This window comes from Pseudomonas sp. MF08875, from assembly GCF_059862525.1.
In genome coordinates this window covers 106,614-121,669 of record NZ_JCBCUW010000006.1, presented here as the reverse complement: position 1 = coordinate 121,669, position 15,056 = coordinate 106,614, and the positions used below count along the sequence as shown (strand labels likewise).

Sequence of the window (15,056 nt, the reverse complement as noted above, 5' to 3'; positions counted from 1 at the left end):
CTCCAGCGGTTAGCGGGCGAGAATGCCGCCCTCGGGCAATTGCGGGTGGAACTCGTCGAAGAACGGATAGTGGCCCGGCTTGAGCGGGTGGATCACGACGAAGGTGGTCACCCCCGGCGACAGCACCTTTTCCACCCGTAGCGGCGTGCTCTCGAACTCCGCCGGGCCTTGGCCGATGTTCTTGAGCACGATCTTGAACCGCAGCCCCGCCGGTACTTCCAACAGGGCCGGGGTGAAATGGCCGTCGTCGATGCTCAGCTCATAGGTGGGCAGCGGCGCGGCGGCCAGCGGCGTGACCGCCAGGGCCAACAGCAGCGCGCCGAAGCGCCGGTGGGTCTGGGCGAAGCGGGAAGGGATCGCCATTCAATAGCCGCCTTTCTTGCCGATCCCCGCGTAGACGAATTCGTACTGGAGTTCGCAGCGCTCGAACCAGGGTTCGACGCCGGTTTCCTTGTCGGTGTGGCGGCCCAGCGAAGCGTGGCCCGAGGGTGGTAGCACAGTGAACGTGAGCTGGTACTTGCCTGGGCCGAGCAACTTGACGTTGTCGCCGTAGTGCGGCCCGTCATTGGCCACCATGGCGTGGAAATCCCCTTTGATCTCGTCGCTGGCGCCCTGTTTTTTCAAACTGAAGGCCACATTCAGGTAGGGCACGAAACTGCCTTCCTGAAAGCCCTGGCGGTTGTCGGCGGTGGCGCGGATATCGGCTTCCAGGTGCACATCGGAATCGGCGGTGGCGCGCATCATCCCTGCTGGCGCCATCTCGATGGGTTGCAAATACACGGCGCCCACCTCCAGCCCAGGGCAGAACTGCGGTTCGCCAATCGGGTATTCCTTGGCCTGGGCCAGGGGCGACAGAAGCAGCAGGGCAACAGACAGCGAAACGGGCGTGCGCATGGGAATTTCCTGGGCTCGAGGGAGTGGGAACCCGAGTCTAGGAAGCTTTGCTGCGAATAATAATGATTATTGTCAATTTTTCCGGTGATAGGCCTCAACGGTGATAGCCGCCCTCCTGCCGCCAGCGGTGCATCGCCTGTACCGGCCCTATCGCGGGCGAGGCCCGCTCCCACCGTGGAGGCGTGGTGCTGGCGGGATGTGTGGCAAGCCGCAGCCTCTGTGGGAGCGGGCCTTGCCCGCGATGGCGGCAGCCCTGACGCACCGCTCCCCTCTGTCGCAAGCCCTTGCTACAACGGCGCTTTTTTCAAGCGATAGGCCAACGCCGGGCGGGTCATGCCCAGCAGGCGTGCGGCTTCGGAGACGTTCTGCCCGGCCCGTTGCAGGGCGCTGTTGAGCATGGCCTGTTCGACCTGTTCCAGGCTCAGGCCACGGTCCATCAGTTGTTCGGCCCAATCGCTGGCCACGTCCCGTTCCTGGCTGACCAGGTTGCCGTCGCTGCCCAGGCCAATGCTCTGGGCTTCGTCGCCCAGGTGCGGGAACAGGGCGTCGACGCAGATGCTTTGGTTGTGGTCGGTGATAATCACCCCACGTTCGATCAGGTTCTCCAACTCGCGGATATTGCCTGGCCAGTCGTAGCGCATGCAGGCCTCCAGGGCGCGGTCGGAGAGGCCAAGGTTTTTCTTCGGGTAGGTGGCGTGGAGCTTGTCGAGGAAGTGTTCGATCAGCAGCGGGATATCCTCGCGGCGCTCGCGCAGGGCGGGGATTTTCACCGGGTAGACGTTCAGGCGGTAATACAGGTCGGCGCGAAAACGCCCGGCCTTGACGGCTTGGGCCAAATCTTCATGGGTAGCGGCGATGACCCGCACATCGACGCGGCGGGTCTGGCTGTCGCCCACCCGTTCCAGTTCGCCTTCCTGCAACACCCGCAGCAGGCTGGCCTGGGCCCTGGGCGTGAGTTCGACGATTTCATCGAGAAACAGGGTGCCGCCATTGGCCCGCTCGAAGCGCCCCATGCGTGATTGGTGGGCGCCGGTGAACGCGCCTTTCTCCACGCCGAACAGCTCCGATTCGATCAGGTCCGCCGGGATTGCCGCGCAGTTGAGGGCAATGAACGGCCCGTCGGCGCGCTCGCTGCGCAGGTGTACGCTGCGGGCGATGATTTCCTTGCCCACCCCGGTTTCGCCGGTCAGCAGCACCGAGGTCTTGCCCGGCGCAGCCTTGTCGATCAGGGCGCAGGTCTTGCGGTAGATCGCCGACTGGCCAATGCCATAGAACTGCCCGGCGCGCAGTTCCAGGCGCTGGTTCAGGCTCTCGATCTGGATCTTGAGGCTGTGCAGCTCTTCGATGATCGGGTCGCTCTGGAAATAGCGCATAAAGGCGTCGGCGTCGTCCCATTGCTCGGCGGGTTTGCCGATGATCCGGCAGTGCAGGTCACCGCAGCCGCGGCAGCTGATTTCCTTGAAGATGATCTGGCGCCCGACGAAAAACGAGGTGTAGCTGATGGCGTAACCCAGCAGCATCCAGCACACCGGTTGGTGCGAGGGCAGGTGCTCGCTCTGGTGGTTTTCCACCTCGAAGGAATCGAGCCATTCGATGTCGGCGTAGAAGTGGCCGCGCTCCAGGTCGATGTCCATTTTCAGCGGCCGCACATTGACCATGCCCTTAAGGGAATGCAGTTGCGGGCCGGTGAGAAACATCTCGATATCGCTGCCATTAGGGCGAAGTTTGCGGGCAAGTTCGGCGTCCTTGAGGCCCGACTGATAGCCCAGGCGCAGGAAGAAACCCTTGGCCCGTTCTTCGCCGATCATCTCGATCAACTCGCGCCGGCACGACGCCATGGCCGACACCTGCATCAGCAACATGCGTTGTTCGTCGAGCCAGATTTTGCCTTCGCTGCCCAGGAATCGGATGCGTTCGGCCAGGTCCTTGACCAGCGGAGCGTGCTCCGTGGCCCGGTATTTGATGCTCATGCACGCTAACCCCTGTTGTTTTTTTAGTAGGGACTTTGGGTATTGCCTGTGGCGGTGTGGCAGGCGCCCACAGGTTGCTTTCAGGCGCTTATTAAACGGCCTGAATTCGCCGCGAAAGTCAATTGCCACAGCGCCTTGCACCATTTGCTCAAACGGCCTTGGGGCGATGGATCAAATGATGAAAAACCCCGCTCGCCCGGGCTGGGATCGAGACCATCCAGACACCCCGGCGCGCTCCCTAATTTTATTTATTAACGATGTAAATCAATGGGATAGAAATAATCCAAGGTTTTTGAAACGGTCCTGGCACAGCCATTGCTCTAGCCCCTCTGGCCCCTGTGAGGAGTTGAGCATGCCCACCCCATCCACCCCGTTCGACCGTTTGCCGCGCTATGTGCGGGTACGCAGTGACGAAGCCGCCACTTTCGTCGAGTTCGACTTCGCCATCGGCACGCCCGACCTGTATGTCGAACTGGTCATGCCGCGCCCGGCCTTCGCCCAGTTCTGCCAGGCCAACCGGGTGCAGCACATGGATGCGCAGATGTGCGCGGCCATCGAGGCCGACATGCGCAAGTGGCGCTACGGCGACGCCTAGCGCACACCGGCCCATAACAAAAACAAAGGACCCCAAGCCATGAGTGTAGAAATCAAGACCACCACGGTGCAGACCTTGCGCCATACCTTCAGCCATACCCGCCGGCGTTTTGGCGACAAGCCCGCCAGCCGTTATCAGGAGGCCAGTTTCGACCTGGAGGCCGCCACCAATTTCCATTACCGCCCGCTGTGGCAGCCCGACAAATTGCTCAACGACCCGACCCGCACCGCCGTGGTCATGGCCGACTGGGGCAAGGTCAGCGACCCGCGCCAGTATTACTACGGCGCCTACGTCCAGGCCCGGGCGCGGATGCAGGAAAACGCCGAGCACGACTACGCCTTCTGCGAGAAGCGCAACATGCTTGCTGGCCTCGACCCCGTGAGCTTGACGCAGATCAGCGCGCTGCTGCTGCCCCTGCGTCACGCCGAGTTGGGGGCGAACATGAACAACAGCAACATCGCCGCCGATGGCCTGGGCACCAGCCTGACCCAGATGCACATGTTCCACGCCATGGATCGCCTGGGCATTGCCCAGTACCTGTCGCGCATCGGCCTGATGCTCGACGACGGCGACGTCCTGCTGCTGGCCAAAGCCAAGCAGCAATGGCTGGGCGACCCAGCCTGGCAAGGCCTGCGCCGCTATGTCGAGGACAGCCTGGTGGTGCGCGACTGGTTCGAGCTGACCCTGGCGCAGAACCTGGTCAGCGATGGCCTGGTGTACCCGCTGCTGTTCCACAAGTTCGACGAACAACTGAGCGCCAACGGCGCCGGGCAGGTGGGCATGCTCACCGAGTTCATGCGCCTGTGGTTCGCCGAGAGCCAGCGCTGGGTCGATGCCCTGGTCAAGACCGTGATTGCTGAAAGCCCGGCCAACCTGGCGCGGGTCGAAACCTGGGTCGATCAATGGAGCCGCCGCGCCTTGGCCGCCGTGCGCCCGCTGGCAGCCATGGGCCCGGGCGACGCGGCGCTGGACGCGGTGTGCAGCGAGTTTGCCGTGCGCCTGAAGAAAATCGGCCTGAGCGGGGTGGCGCCATGACCTCGCGCGTGTACATCAACCTGCAGGACAACGATTACGCCCGCGCCATTGTCGAGGCCATCGTCCAGGACAACCCCGGCGCCGTGGTGCAGCACCAGCCGTCGATGATCCGCATCGAGGCCGACGCGCGCCTGGACATCCGCCGCGAGACGGTCGAGGCCCTCACCGCCAGCCCCTGGGACATCCAGGAAATGCTCATGTACGTGATTACCCTGGGCGGCAACGTCGAGGAAGAGGACGACTGTTTTTCCCTGCACTGGAACACCTGACCCGCGGCGTGCGTGCCGTAGCTTTTCAACAATAAGAACATTTGCGGGAGAACCGTCATGGCCGTGAAAAAACGCCTGAACGCCAAAGAAAAATACCGTTGCATGACCCGGGACCTGGACTGGGAGCCGAGCTACCAGCGCCACGAAGACATCTACCCGCTGGAGCGCTTCGAGGGCATCAAGATCACCGACTGGGACAAGTGGGAAGACCCCTTTCGCCTGACCATGGATACCTACTGGAAGTACCAGGCCGAGAAAGAGAAAAAGCTCTACGCGATCTTCGATGCCTTTGCCCAGAACAACGGCCACACCAGCCTATCGGACGCCCGTTACGTCAACGCCTTGAAGCTGTTCCTGTCCGGCGTCACGCCTCTGGAATACCAGGCCTACCAAGGGTTTGCCCGGGTTGGCCGGCAGTTCAGTGGCGCCGGTGCACGGGTGGCCTGCCAGATGCAGGCCATCGATGAACTGCGCCATGTGCAGACCCAGATCCACGCCATGAGCCACTACAACAAGCACTTCAACGGCCTGCATGATTTCGCCCATATGCACGACCGGGTGTGGTTCCTCTCGGTGCCCAAGTCGTTCTTCGAGGACGCGCGCACGGCGGGGCCGTTCGAGTTCCTCACGGCGATTTCGTTTTCCTTCGAGTACGTGCTGACCAACCTGTTGTTCGTGCCTTTCATGTCCGGCGCGGCGTTCAACGGCGACATGGCCACCGTAACCTTCGGTTTCTCGGCCCAGTCCGACGAGGCGCGGCACATGACGTTGGGCCTGGAGGTCATCAAGTTTTTGCTCGAACAGCACGAAGACAACGTGCCGATCATCCAGCGCTGGATCGACAAGTGGTTCTGGCGCGGTTATCGCCTGCTGACCCTGGTGGGCATGATGATGGACTACATGCTGCCCAACAAAGTCATGTCCTGGTCCGAGGCCTGGGGCGTGTACTTCGAGGAGGCGGGCGGGGCGCTGTTCAAGGACCTGGAGCGCTACGGCATCCGCGCGCCCAAGTACGTGGAAGAGGCCAACATCGGCAAGGAACACATCACCCACCAGGCCTGGTCGATCTTCTACCAGTACAGCCAAGCCACCAACTTCCACACCTGGATGCCCACCGACAAAGAGCTGGACTGGCTCTCGCAAAAGTACCCGGACACCTTCGACGCGATCTACCGCCCGCGCTTCGAGCACTGGCGCGCCCTGCAGGAAAAGGGTGAGCGCTTCTACAACCCGACCCTGCCGATGCTGTGCCAGATCTGCCAGATCCCCCTGGCGTTCAGCGAGCCCGACGACCCCAGCACCCTGAGCCACCGCAGCGCCGAGCATGAGGGCGAGCGCTACCACTTCTGCTCCGATGGCTGCTGCGACATCTTCACCTTCGAGCCGCACAAGTACATCCAGGCCTGGCTGCCGGTGCACCAGATCCTGCAGGGCAACTGCGGCGGCGCGGACGTGGAGTCGGTGGTGCGCGACTACTACAACATCACCCCCGGCGAAGACAACTTCGAGTACCTGGGCTCCACCGAGCACCAGCGCTGGCAGCAATGGCACCCCAACCACAAGGCCGGCTGAACCCGCCCAACCCGGGGCTTTAGCCCCGGGGCATCGACCCATAACAAGAAAGGACAAGACCATGCCCGTGACTGCCATCGGCCCCTACGAGGCCATCGCCCTGGATCGCCAGGAAAACTTCAACGGCCTGCAACTGGTGTACCTGTGCTGGGAACGCCACCTGATGTTTTGCGCGCCGTTCACCTGGCCGCTGCCGCCGCAGATGCTGTTTGCCGACTTCCTCACCCAGGTGCTGCGCCCGGCCCTGGTGGCGCACCCGGATGCGGCACAGGTGGATTTCACCACCGCCCACTGGCGCCTCAACGACCGCCCGTTCGTGCCCGACCCAGCCCTGAGCCTGGCGGCCAATGGCATCGACCACAAGAGCCTGCTGCACCTGGACACCCCCGGGCTTAACGGCATCGCCGGCACTGGCAATTGAGGAGGCGCCCATGAGTTATCAAGTCACCATCGAGCCTACTGGCGAACAGATCGAGGTCGAGGAGGGCCAGACCATCCTCGAAGCGGCGCTGCGCCAGGGCGTGTGGCTGCCGTTTGCCTGCGGCCACGGCACCTGCGCCACCTGCAAGGTCCAGGTGTTGGAAGGCGAAGCCGACCTGGGTGCGGCGTCCACCTTCGCCCTGATGGACATGGAGCGCGACGAGGGCAAGATCCTCGCCTGCTGCGCCATGCCCCAGAGCGACATGGTCATCGAGGCCGACCTGGACGTGGACGCCGACTTCGCCGGCCACCCGGTACAGGACTACCGGGCGCGGGTCACCGCGCTGACCGAGCTGTCGCCCACCATCAAGGGCCTGCACCTGAAACTGGACCGGCCCATGGCGTTCCAGCCTGGGCAATACATCAACCTGCAACTGCCGGGCATCGACGGCACCCGGGCGTTTTCCCTGGCCAACCCGCCCACCCGCGCCGACGAAATCGAGCTGCACGTGCGGCGGGTGGAGGGCGGGGCGGCCACCGGGTATATCCACCAGGGCTTGCAGGTGGGCGATGAAGTGGCGGTGGCCGGGCCTTACGGGCAGTTTTTTGTTCGTGATTCCCAGGCTGGCGACCTGATTTTCATCGCCGGCGGCTCGGGGCTGTCGAGCCCGCAATCGATGATCCTCGACCTGCTGCAACGCGGTGATGGGCGGCGCATCGTGCTGTTCCAGGGCGCGCGCAACCGCGCCGAACTGTACAACCGCGAACTGTTCGAGGACTTGGCGCGGCGCCACGCCAATTTCAGCTACGTACCGGCCCTCAGCCAGGCCGACGACGACCCGCAGTGGCAAGGCTTCAAAGGCTACGTGCACGAAGCGGCCAAGGCCCATTTCGACGGCCGCTTCAGCGCCAACAAGGCCTACCTGTGCGGGCCGCCGCCGATGATCGACGCGGCGATCAGTTGCCTGATGCAAGGGCGCCTGTTCGAGCGCGACATTTTTATGGAGCGTTTCTACAGCGCCGCCGACGGCGCCAGCCAAGGCAACCGCTCGGCACTGTTCAAGCGCATCTAGCGCCTTGTGTGTAGCAAGCGGGCTCGCCCGCGCTCGCTCGCGTAGCGGCCGTAAATCGCTGTTCGGCCGGGCACGGTTTGGGAGCTGCTGCGCACCCCAGCGCGGGCGAGCCCGCTGGCTACAGAGAAGCAACGCCATCAACCCGGATAACAACAATAAAAGGTCAACCCTGATGAGCCCATTCACCTGCAAAACCAATGCTTCCCTGCTGTGCGGCCTGTTGGCCGGCGTCGCGCTGCCGGCGCTGGCCACCGAGGGCGGCGGTTCTACCTACCCCAATGGCGCAGAAAACTACCTGTCCGGGGCCATGCCGCCGCCGGGGCTGTACTCGCAGTTTTTTGTCGGCCATTACGAGGCCGACACCTTGCGCGGCAATGACGGGCGCAAGGTGCCGGTGGACCTGCGCATCCGCGCCAACTCCATCGCCCCGCGCCTGATCTGGGTCACCGAGCAGCAGGTGCTGGGCGCCAGCCTGGCGTTCCATGCGTTGGTGCCGCTGGTGGACCTCAAGGTTTCGATCAATGGCCATTCGCAAAGCAAGCAAGGCCTGGGGGATGTGATCTTCGGCCCGGCCCTGGGCTATCACCTGAGCGAGAAAATGCACGCCATCGTCGCCCTCGACCTGCTGGCCCCGACCGGGCGCTACGAGCGCCACGACCAGACCAACATCGGGCGCAACTACTGGGGCATCGAACCGGTGCTGGCGCTGTCGTACATCGACCCGGCGGGGTGGAACCTGGACGCGAAGATCATGTACGACTTCAACCTCAAGAATGACGCCACCGACTACCGCTCCGGCCAGGAACTGCACGTGGACTACGCCCTGGGCTGGGGCTTGGGCAATGGCTGGGTGGTGGGGGTGGGCGGCTACGTCTACCGCCAGACTACCGACGACCGCCAGTACGGCGAGCGCATCGACGATAACAAGGGCCGGGTTTTCGCCGTTGGCCCCTCAGTGAAATACACCAACCCCAACGGCTGGTTCCTCACCGCCAAATGGGAGCAGGAAACCCAAGTGCGCAACCGTGCTGAAGGGCAGGCGTACTGGATGAAATTGACAGTACCGTTCTGAGGCGGTGTGCGTGCCTGCGGCGGCAGTGTTGCAGCGGCCAGAAGTGCATCGCCTGTACCGCCGCCATCGCGGGCAGGCCCGCTCCCACCGTTCAGTGGTGCTGCTGGCAGGACCTGTGGGAGCAACTGTCTTACCCCTGCCATTTGTCACCGCCACTCAGTGCCGCCCTCGCGAGCAGGCTCGCTCCCACCAAGGAAAATGAACATCCCACCCGCACCACAGTTCAACTGTGGGAGCGGGCCTGCCCGCGATGGGGCCGGTACAGCCGCCACCGTTCTATTGCCTGCGATGGCGCGGGCACTTGTCAGCCGGCTATTTCCACCACATCTCCCACCAGCCGCACCGGCCAGGTGCGCAGTTGTTGCTGGGGGTCTTCGAGGCAGTGGCCGTCGTCGAGGCAGAAGTGCTGTTTGTACAGCGGCGAGGCAATGACGCGGTGGCCTTTGAGGTGGCCGACGATGCCGCGGCCGATCACGTTGGCCCCCGATTGCGGGTCGCGGTTGTCCACGGCGTATAGGCGCTCTTCGCTGCTGAGGTAGAACAGCGCCACCTGGGCGCCGTCGAACCAGGCGACAACGCCCGAGTCGGCCACCAGGTCCTGGCGGCTGCACAGTGCTTGCCAGTGCACGGCTGGGGCGGCGTTTCGCAGGGTGTTTGGCGGGGTCATCAGTGGGCCTCCTGGGTGACGCTTATCAGTTGCAGTTCATGGTTGTGGACCGGGCGGCGCTGGCCGCGCTCCTTGACGAAGTGGATGTCCGGGTCGGCGCGTCGGTCGTTGACGAAGGTGCGAAAGCGCTTGAGTTTTTCCGGGTCGGCGATGGCGTTGGCCCATTCGCATTCGTAGCGCTCGACCACCTGGTGCATCTGCGCCTCCAACTCGCCCGCCAGCCCCAGGCTGTCGTCGATGACCACGGCTTTGAGGTAGTCCAGGCCACCCTCCAGGCTTTCGCGCCACACCGAGGTGCGTTGCAGTTTGTCGGCGGTGCGGATGTAGAACATCAGGAAACGGTCGATGTAGCGCAGCAGGGTCGCGTCATCGAGGTCGGTGGCCAGCAGCTCGGCGTGGCGCGGGCGCATGCCGCCGTTGCCGCAGACGTAAAGGTTCCAGCCTTTTTCCGTGGCGATGACGCCGATGTCCTTGCTTTGCGCCTCGGCGCATTCGCGGGTGCAGCCTGAAACCGCCAGTTTGAATTTGTGTGGCGCGCGCAGGCCCTTGTAGCGGTTCTCCAAGTGCAGGGCCATGGCCACGCTGTCTTGCACGCCATAGCGACACCAGGTACTGCCCACGCAGGATTTGACCGTGCGCAGGGATTTGCCATAGCCGTGGCCGGTCTCGAACCCGGCCGCCACCAGTTCGCCCCAGATGTCCGGCAGTTCGTGCAGTTGCGCGCCGAACAGGTCGATGCGCTGGCCGCCGGTGATCTTGGTGTAGAGGTCGTACTTCTTCGCCACCGCGCCCAGCACCATGAGCTTGTCGGGGGTGATCTCGCCGGCGGCGATGCGCGGGATGATGGAGTAGGTGCCGTTTTTCTGCATGTTGGCCATGAAGGTGTCGTTGGTGTCCTGTAGGGCCACCCGGGCCGGGTCCATGATCGGTTGGTTCCAGCACGAGGCGAGGATCGAACCCACAGTCGGCTTGCAGATGTCGCAGCCCAGGTGGCCACGGCCGTGGCGGCGCAGCAGTTGGTCGAAATCCTCGATGCCTTCGACGCGCACCAGGGCGTAGAGCTCCTGGCGGGTATAGGCGAAGTGCTCGCACAGGCTCTTGTCCACCGCCACGCCACGGGCGCTGAGTTCATGCTCGAACACTTGCTTGAGCAGGGCGCTGCAACCGCCGCAACCGGTGGCGGCGCGGGTCAGTTGCTTGAGCGCACCGAGGTCGCTGCACCCGGCGTCGATGGCGCAGCACACCGCGCCTTTGCTGACGTTGTGGCACGAGCACAGGGTGGCGCTGGCGGGCAGAGCGTCGGCGCCCAGCGCCGGGGCCGCGCCGCCGCTGGGCAGGATCAGGCTGGCCGGTTCCTGGGGCAGGGCGATGCCGTTTTGCGCGTATTGCAGCAGGGTGTCGTAGTAGCTGTTGTCGCCAATCAGCACCGCCCCCAGCACATGCTTGCCGTCGGCGGACACCACCAGGCGCCGGTAACTGGCGCTGGCTTCGTCGATGTAGCGATAGCTGCGCGCGCCCGGCGTGGTGGCGTGGGCGTCGCCGATGGAGCCGACATCCACTCCCAGCAACTTGAGCTTGGTGGACATGTCGGCGCCGGTGAAGGGTTGCGCCACGTGCCCGGCCAGGTGCGCGGCAACGGTGCGGGCCATGGTGTAGCCGGGGGCGACCAGGCCGAACACGCTGCCGTTCCACGAGGCGCATTCGCCGATGGCGAAGATCGCTGCATCGCTGGTGCGACAGTGGTTGTCCACCATCACCCCGCCCCGGGGCGCCACGTCCAGCCCAGCGTCGCGGGCGAGGGCGTCCTGGGGGCGGATGCCGGCGGAGAACAGGATCAGGTCGGTTTCCAGGAACTGCTCGTCGGTGAAGTTCATGCGGTAGGCGTAGTCCTCGCCGGCGACGATCTCCCGGGTGGCGCGGGACAGGTGCACCTGCACGCCGAGGGCTTCGATGCGCGAGCGCAGGGCCTCGCCGCCCAGGCTGTCGAGTTGCACCGGCATCAGTTGCGCGGCGAACTCCACCACATGGGCCTCCAGCCCCAAGGACTTGAGCGCGTTGGCCGCCTCCAGCCCCAGCAGCCCACCGCCCACCACCACACCGCGGCGCGCGGTGGTGGCGGCGGCGCGGATAGTGTCGAGGTCGTCGAGCGTGCGGTAGACCAGGCGCGAAGGGCCCGCCGCACCGGGAATCGGCGGCACAAAGGGGAAGGAACCGGTGGCCAGCACCAGGCAGTCGTAGGCCTGACGCCCGGCGCCGGTGACGATCTGCTTGGCCTCGCGGTCGAGCGCCAGCACCGGTTCACCCAGGTGCAGGTGCACACCGTGGCGCAGGTAGAGGTCGGCATCGCCCAGGGCCAGGGACTCGGCGTCGCGCCCAGCGAAGTATTCGGACAGGTGCACGCGGTCATAAGCGCGCTGGCGCTCTTCGCCGAACACATGCACCTCATAGCGGGCCAGGGCGCCCTGTTCGATCAGTTGCTCGACGCAATGATGGCCGACCATGCCGTTGCCGATAATCACCAGGGTTTCGCGTGGGGTGGGGGTGACGGTGGGGTTCATAGCCTTTCCTCGAAACGGGTCGCGGCCCGGGCGGGGGCCAAATAAAAAGCAAAAAAAAACGCCTGGAGCTGGGGAATCAGCTCCAGGCGTCTTTGCCTGGCGTTCGTTGTGCTAGCGGTGAGGGAACCGGGCCGCGTTGCCTGGATCACCGCGCCCGTGCCTGGGCAGGCCAGTGGTCGTCGATGACCACTCGGGGTGTGCCTGGGGTGTAGCAGGGTTCGTGCCAGTGTTGGATATATGGGGTTGCAGGGCTCTAGGCAAAGGGTTTTACGCGGCTGATGGTGGGGGGTGGCGAGAAAGGGGATGAACCAGATCAGGGCATCCGGGAGCGGAAATACTCTTTTTGGGGCGCCAGGGCCTTATCCCAGAGGCCAGTAGAAATGATCGGCCTTTGTGGGGCTCTGCCCGCGATGAGGCCGGTACAGCCGATGCCCCTCTAGCGCTTGCAATGCCGCCATCGCGGGCGGGCCCGCTCCCACAAATGCCCCCCGGCAACGCGGCCCACTGGTTCGCCACCACCGCGCAATCAAGCCTGGATCGGCGTGCACAACTCCACCAAGGTGCCGTCCGGGCAGCGCACGTAGGACACCACTTGCCCCCAGGGTTTGCGCTGTGGCGCGCTGAGCTCCGTGGCGCCATGGTCCAGGGCGCGGGTGTGGGCGCCGTGGACGTCGTCGGTGACGAGGCCGATTTCCATCCCTAAAGGTTGCGCTGAGGCGTGGGCCTGGATGTGGCCGCCGGGGAAGTTCATCTCCCCCAGTTCGTGGGCGGCAAAGGACAGGGTGGTTTCACCGCTGGCCAGTTCGCCGTAGGTTCCGGATTCATGCACAAACCCGCGGGCAAAACCAAAGGCCTGCTCGAAAAAGGCCAGGGAGGCGGCGACGTCGGGGACGTAGACGATGGTGTATCCGAACTTCATGGGGCAGCGTTCCTTTGCCAATGATGGGGGGCGCAGCTTAACTGCCCGGCTGCTGTTTTTGAAAGGCATCGGTGTGCCGGCGCCCGGCATTGCTCCAGGCCCCGCCGGATGAGGCCCGGTGGCCATAGGACACTCGCTCGATGCCTTCCAGGCGCTGTTGCAGGACCTGGCTCAAGGACTCTTCGGGGCGCAGGTAGGTATCGCCGAAGTCGCCGTCGAGCAGGCTGGGGTGGGCGATGACTTCCAGCAGGCCCCGCTCGGGCGGTGCCAGGTCGCGCAGGTCTGCCGGGGTGCAGACATAGTCGGCGGTGCTTGCGGCCAGTTGGCGCAGGCGCCGGTTGAACAGGGTTTTGTACAGGCGCTTGATGGGGTGGATCCGGTTGCCCAGGTTGCGTGCCAGGCGCACCGGTACGCCGTGCTGGGCGGCGAAGCGGGCGAGGATCTCGCCGATGGGCCAGATGTTGTGCACGTGTTGGTGGGAGTCCAGATGGCTGGGTTTGAGCCCCAGGTCCAGGCAGCGTTGCCATTGGGCGTGCAGTTCCTGGTGGATGGCCTCGCGCACCGAGGCCTGGAGCCACAGGCAGTGGCGCGGCAGGCGCAGGTCGAATTCGCCGGCGCCGTTGCAGAACGCCGGTTGCGCAACGATGGCCTGGCTCAGGGGGCGGCCATGGGTGAGGTTCAGGTGCAGGCCGACGCGCCCCCGCAGCAGCGGCAGGCGAGCCATGGCGCAGGCTTGGGCAAATGCGGGCATGTTGGCCATGGCCGTGGCGCTGCTAATCAGGCCGGCCTGGAAGGCTTGCAGGATCACGGCGTTTTCGTGGGCGTCGAGGCCGAAGTCGTCGGCGTTGATGATGACGTGGCTGGGCATGGCGGTGCCTCCTGGCAGGGGATGGGTGGTGCCGGTGGTGCGAGGTTGGAGTTGGCGCGCCGGCGCAGCCACGGCTTGAACAGGTGCCACAGGCGCAGGCCCAGGCCCAGGCAAATGCCGCTGGGGCGCCAGGAATAGAAGCTCCAGCGCCAGTGCTCGACCTGGTCGCTCATGCGTTCGTGGAGTTGGTGGCTGGAGTTGTCCAGGCTGACCCGCGAGGCGTCTACCCAGCGCCAGCCGTCGTCCAGGCCCCAGTCGATCCAGGCTTGCAGCAGCACACGCCCGCTGCCCAGGTCGGCGTATTGCGGTAGGAAGGCCAGGTTGTAGTCGTATAGCCGAGCGTGCTCGAGCAAGCCCAGGCGATAGCTGATACAGCGCCCGTCCAGCTCCAGGCTGACCACCCGCACCAGGCCTTGCTCGGCCAGGGCGGTGAAGGCCTGGATGATCCACGGGCGGTTGGCGGGGCTGAAGATGCCCACGCCCTCGTCGCCTTTCCAACTCTGCGCCTCCACATCGCTGAGGGCTTGCAGCAGCGGGCCGATGCTGGCCGCGTCGGGTACCCAGCGCCGCACCTGGGCGCCGCAGGCGGCAATGCGCTTGCGCGCGCGGCGCAGTTTATAGCGGGGGGCGCCGCTGACTTCCTCGCGGTCGGCGTCGCCGATCAGGTGCACCGGCACCCGGCAACTGAGGCGCCGCTCGGCGGTGGAGCTGCGGTACATCCAGTGGGCCAGGGTGCTGTGGCGGTCCGGCAGGTCGGTCAGCTCGCTGAGTTGGAGCAGGGCGTGGGGTTGCCGGCGGCGGATTTCCCCCAGTGCTTGTTGCAGGTCTGCCACGCCCAGTTCCGCCAGCCAGCCGAGGCGGTCGGCCAAGGGAAAGCCCAGGTGGCGCACCACGCGAAACGGCCAACCGGCAAAACGCTCGCGGCCACTGACCAGGGGCAGGCACAGGCACAGGGTATCGGCCTGCCAGGCCAGTAACACCTGCAACTGCTGGGTCGGGCCCAGGGCCGCTTCGGCCGCCAGCAACCAGGCCAGGGTATTGAATGGCGTGGCGTCGGGGCAGCGCTGGCGCAATTGTTCGTAGGCGCCCTGGGGGAAAAACGGGTCGCGCAGCGAGCCCAGCCATTGGAAACGCACGGCCATGG

Annotated in this window: 15 protein-coding genes; 7 read left to right on the top strand and 8 right to left on the bottom strand. The window is 64.9% G+C overall.

The annotated features are described in order from the left end of the window. Nucleotides 1-9 precede the first annotated feature (9 nt). The 3 genes from AC19YT_RS05320 to AC19YT_RS05310 all read right to left on the bottom strand — a co-directional run bounded on the left by AC19YT_RS05320 (nucleotide 10) and on the right by AC19YT_RS05310 (nucleotide 2,864). Nucleotides 10-363, bottom strand: a complete 354-nt coding sequence (locus AC19YT_RS05320) for a cupredoxin domain-containing protein (RefSeq protein WP_095110765.1) — start codon at nucleotides 361-363, stop codon at nucleotides 10-12. Then, nucleotides 364-894, bottom strand: a complete 531-nt coding sequence (locus AC19YT_RS05315) for an iron transporter (protein ID WP_095110764.1) — start codon at nucleotides 892-894, stop codon at nucleotides 364-366. A 287-nt stretch (nucleotides 895-1,181) separates the two neighbouring features. Further along, a complete protein-coding gene (locus tag AC19YT_RS05310; RefSeq protein ID WP_500597939.1) occupies nucleotides 1,182-2,864 on the bottom strand; it encodes a sigma 54-interacting transcriptional regulator in 1,683 nt (560 codons plus the stop codon). Nucleotides 2,865-3,216: 352 nt separating this feature from the next. On the opposite strand from AC19YT_RS05310, the gene AC19YT_RS05305 reads away from it, so the two are divergent. The 7 genes from AC19YT_RS05305 (at nucleotide 3,217) to AC19YT_RS05275 (ending at nucleotide 8,900) form a co-directional block, all read left to right on the top strand. Next, nucleotides 3,217-3,459 (top strand): phenol hydroxylase subunit, encoded by a 243-nt coding sequence (locus AC19YT_RS05305; RefSeq protein WP_095110762.1) that lies wholly within the window; start codon nucleotides 3,217-3,219, stop codon nucleotides 3,457-3,459. 39 nt (nucleotides 3,460-3,498) lie between these two features. Continuing rightward, nucleotides 3,499-4,494, top strand: a complete 996-nt coding sequence (locus AC19YT_RS05300; RefSeq protein WP_095110761.1) for an aromatic/alkene monooxygenase hydroxylase subunit beta — start codon at nucleotides 3,499-3,501, stop codon at nucleotides 4,492-4,494. Further along, the gene (locus tag AC19YT_RS05295) at nucleotides 4,491-4,763 is read left to right on the top strand and encodes an MmoB/DmpM family protein (protein ID WP_095110760.1); all 273 of its coding nucleotides are present in this window, start codon (nucleotides 4,491-4,493) and stop codon (nucleotides 4,761-4,763) included. Before AC19YT_RS05300 ends, AC19YT_RS05295 begins: the two co-directional genes overlap by 4 nt. Before the next feature lie 57 nt (nucleotides 4,764-4,820). Then, nucleotides 4,821-6,335: an aromatic/alkene/methane monooxygenase hydroxylase/oxygenase subunit alpha gene (locus tag AC19YT_RS05290; protein ID WP_500609890.1), complete on the top strand. Its 1,515-nt coding sequence runs from the start codon at nucleotides 4,821-4,823 to the stop codon at nucleotides 6,333-6,335. Nucleotides 6,336-6,396: 61 nt separating this feature from the next. Beyond that, nucleotides 6,397-6,756, top strand: coding sequence for a phenol hydroxylase subunit P4 (locus AC19YT_RS05285; protein ID WP_095110758.1), 360 nt, complete (start codon nucleotides 6,397-6,399; stop codon nucleotides 6,754-6,756). 10 nt (nucleotides 6,757-6,766) lie between these two features. After that, a complete protein-coding gene (locus tag AC19YT_RS05280; protein ID WP_095110757.1) occupies nucleotides 6,767-7,828 on the top strand; it encodes an NADH:ubiquinone reductase (Na(+)-transporting) subunit F in 1,062 nt (353 codons plus the stop codon). Between the two features lie 172 nt (nucleotides 7,829-8,000). Then, nucleotides 8,001-8,900 carry a SphA family protein gene (locus AC19YT_RS05275; protein WP_500609889.1) on the top strand — a complete coding sequence of 300 codons (900 nt, stop codon included), beginning with the start codon at nucleotides 8,001-8,003 and terminating at the stop codon, nucleotides 8,898-8,900. 304 nt (nucleotides 8,901-9,204) lie between these two features. Here AC19YT_RS05275 and nirD read toward each other — a convergent pair whose 3' ends face one another. The 5 genes from nirD to AC19YT_RS05250 form a co-directional block, all read right to left on the bottom strand. Further along, the gene (gene nirD / locus AC19YT_RS05270; protein WP_095110755.1) at nucleotides 9,205-9,567 is read right to left on the bottom strand and encodes a nitrite reductase small subunit NirD; all 363 of its coding nucleotides are present in this window, start codon (nucleotides 9,565-9,567) and stop codon (nucleotides 9,205-9,207) included. Then, complete coding sequence (gene nirB / locus AC19YT_RS05265) at nucleotides 9,567-12,125, bottom strand: nitrite reductase large subunit NirB (RefSeq protein WP_095110754.1); 2,559 nt, start codon at nucleotides 12,123-12,125, stop codon at nucleotides 9,567-9,569. Before nirB ends, nirD begins: the two co-directional genes overlap by 1 nt. 526 nt (nucleotides 12,126-12,651) lie before the next feature. Continuing rightward, on the bottom strand, nucleotides 12,652-13,044 hold the full coding sequence (locus tag AC19YT_RS05260) for a VOC family protein (protein ID WP_500609888.1): 393 nt from the start codon (nucleotides 13,042-13,044) through the stop codon (nucleotides 12,652-12,654). 37 nt (nucleotides 13,045-13,081) lie between these two features. After that, the gene (locus tag AC19YT_RS05255) at nucleotides 13,082-13,912 is read right to left on the bottom strand and encodes a carbohydrate deacetylase (protein WP_500609887.1); all 831 of its coding nucleotides are present in this window, start codon (nucleotides 13,910-13,912) and stop codon (nucleotides 13,082-13,084) included. Continuing rightward, on the bottom strand, nucleotides 13,849-15,054 hold the full coding sequence (locus AC19YT_RS05250; RefSeq protein WP_500597948.1) for a GNAT family N-acetyltransferase: 1,206 nt from the start codon (nucleotides 15,052-15,054) through the stop codon (nucleotides 13,849-13,851). The genes AC19YT_RS05255 and AC19YT_RS05250 overlap by 64 nt, the downstream gene beginning before the upstream one ends. Nucleotides 15,055-15,056 lie beyond the last annotated feature (2 nt).

Excerpts from the sequence above, each read along its gene's own strand:
- AC19YT_RS05320 (WP_095110765.1), bottom strand. The coding sequence starts at position 363 with ATGGCGATCCCTTCCCGCTTCGCCCAGACCCACCGGCGCTTCGGCGCG.
- AC19YT_RS05315 (WP_095110764.1), bottom strand. The coding sequence starts at position 894 with ATGCGCACGCCCGTTTCGCTGTCTGTTGCCCTGCTGCTTCTGTCGCCC.
- AC19YT_RS05310 (WP_500597939.1), bottom strand. The coding sequence starts at position 2,864 with ATGAGCATCAAATACCGGGCCACGGAGCACGCTCCGCTGGTCAAGGAC.
- AC19YT_RS05305 (WP_095110762.1), top strand. The coding sequence starts at position 3,217 with ATGCCCACCCCATCCACCCCGTTCGACCGTTTGCCGCGCTATGTGCGG.
- AC19YT_RS05300 (WP_095110761.1), top strand. The coding sequence starts at position 3,499 with ATGAGTGTAGAAATCAAGACCACCACGGTGCAGACCTTGCGCCATACC.
- AC19YT_RS05295 (WP_095110760.1), top strand. The coding sequence starts at position 4,491 with ATGACCTCGCGCGTGTACATCAACCTGCAGGACAACGATTACGCCCGC.
- AC19YT_RS05290 (WP_500609890.1), top strand. The coding sequence starts at position 4,821 with ATGGCCGTGAAAAAACGCCTGAACGCCAAAGAAAAATACCGTTGCATG.
- AC19YT_RS05285 (WP_095110758.1), top strand. The coding sequence starts at position 6,397 with ATGCCCGTGACTGCCATCGGCCCCTACGAGGCCATCGCCCTGGATCGC.
- AC19YT_RS05280 (WP_095110757.1), top strand. The coding sequence starts at position 6,767 with ATGAGTTATCAAGTCACCATCGAGCCTACTGGCGAACAGATCGAGGTC.
- AC19YT_RS05275 (WP_500609889.1), top strand. The coding sequence starts at position 8,001 with ATGAGCCCATTCACCTGCAAAACCAATGCTTCCCTGCTGTGCGGCCTG.
- nirD (WP_095110755.1), bottom strand. The coding sequence starts at position 9,567 with ATGACCCCGCCAAACACCCTGCGAAACGCCGCCCCAGCCGTGCACTGG.
- nirB (WP_095110754.1), bottom strand. The coding sequence starts at position 12,125 with ATGAACCCCACCGTCACCCCCACCCCACGCGAAACCCTGGTGATTATC.
- AC19YT_RS05260 (WP_500609888.1), bottom strand. The coding sequence starts at position 13,044 with ATGAAGTTCGGATACACCATCGTCTACGTCCCCGACGTCGCCGCCTCC.
- AC19YT_RS05255 (WP_500609887.1), bottom strand. The coding sequence starts at position 13,912 with ATGCCCAGCCACGTCATCATCAACGCCGACGACTTCGGCCTCGACGCC.
- AC19YT_RS05250 (WP_500597948.1), bottom strand. The coding sequence starts at position 15,054 with ATGGCCGTGCGTTTCCAATGGCTGGGCTCGCTGCGCGACCCGTTTTTC.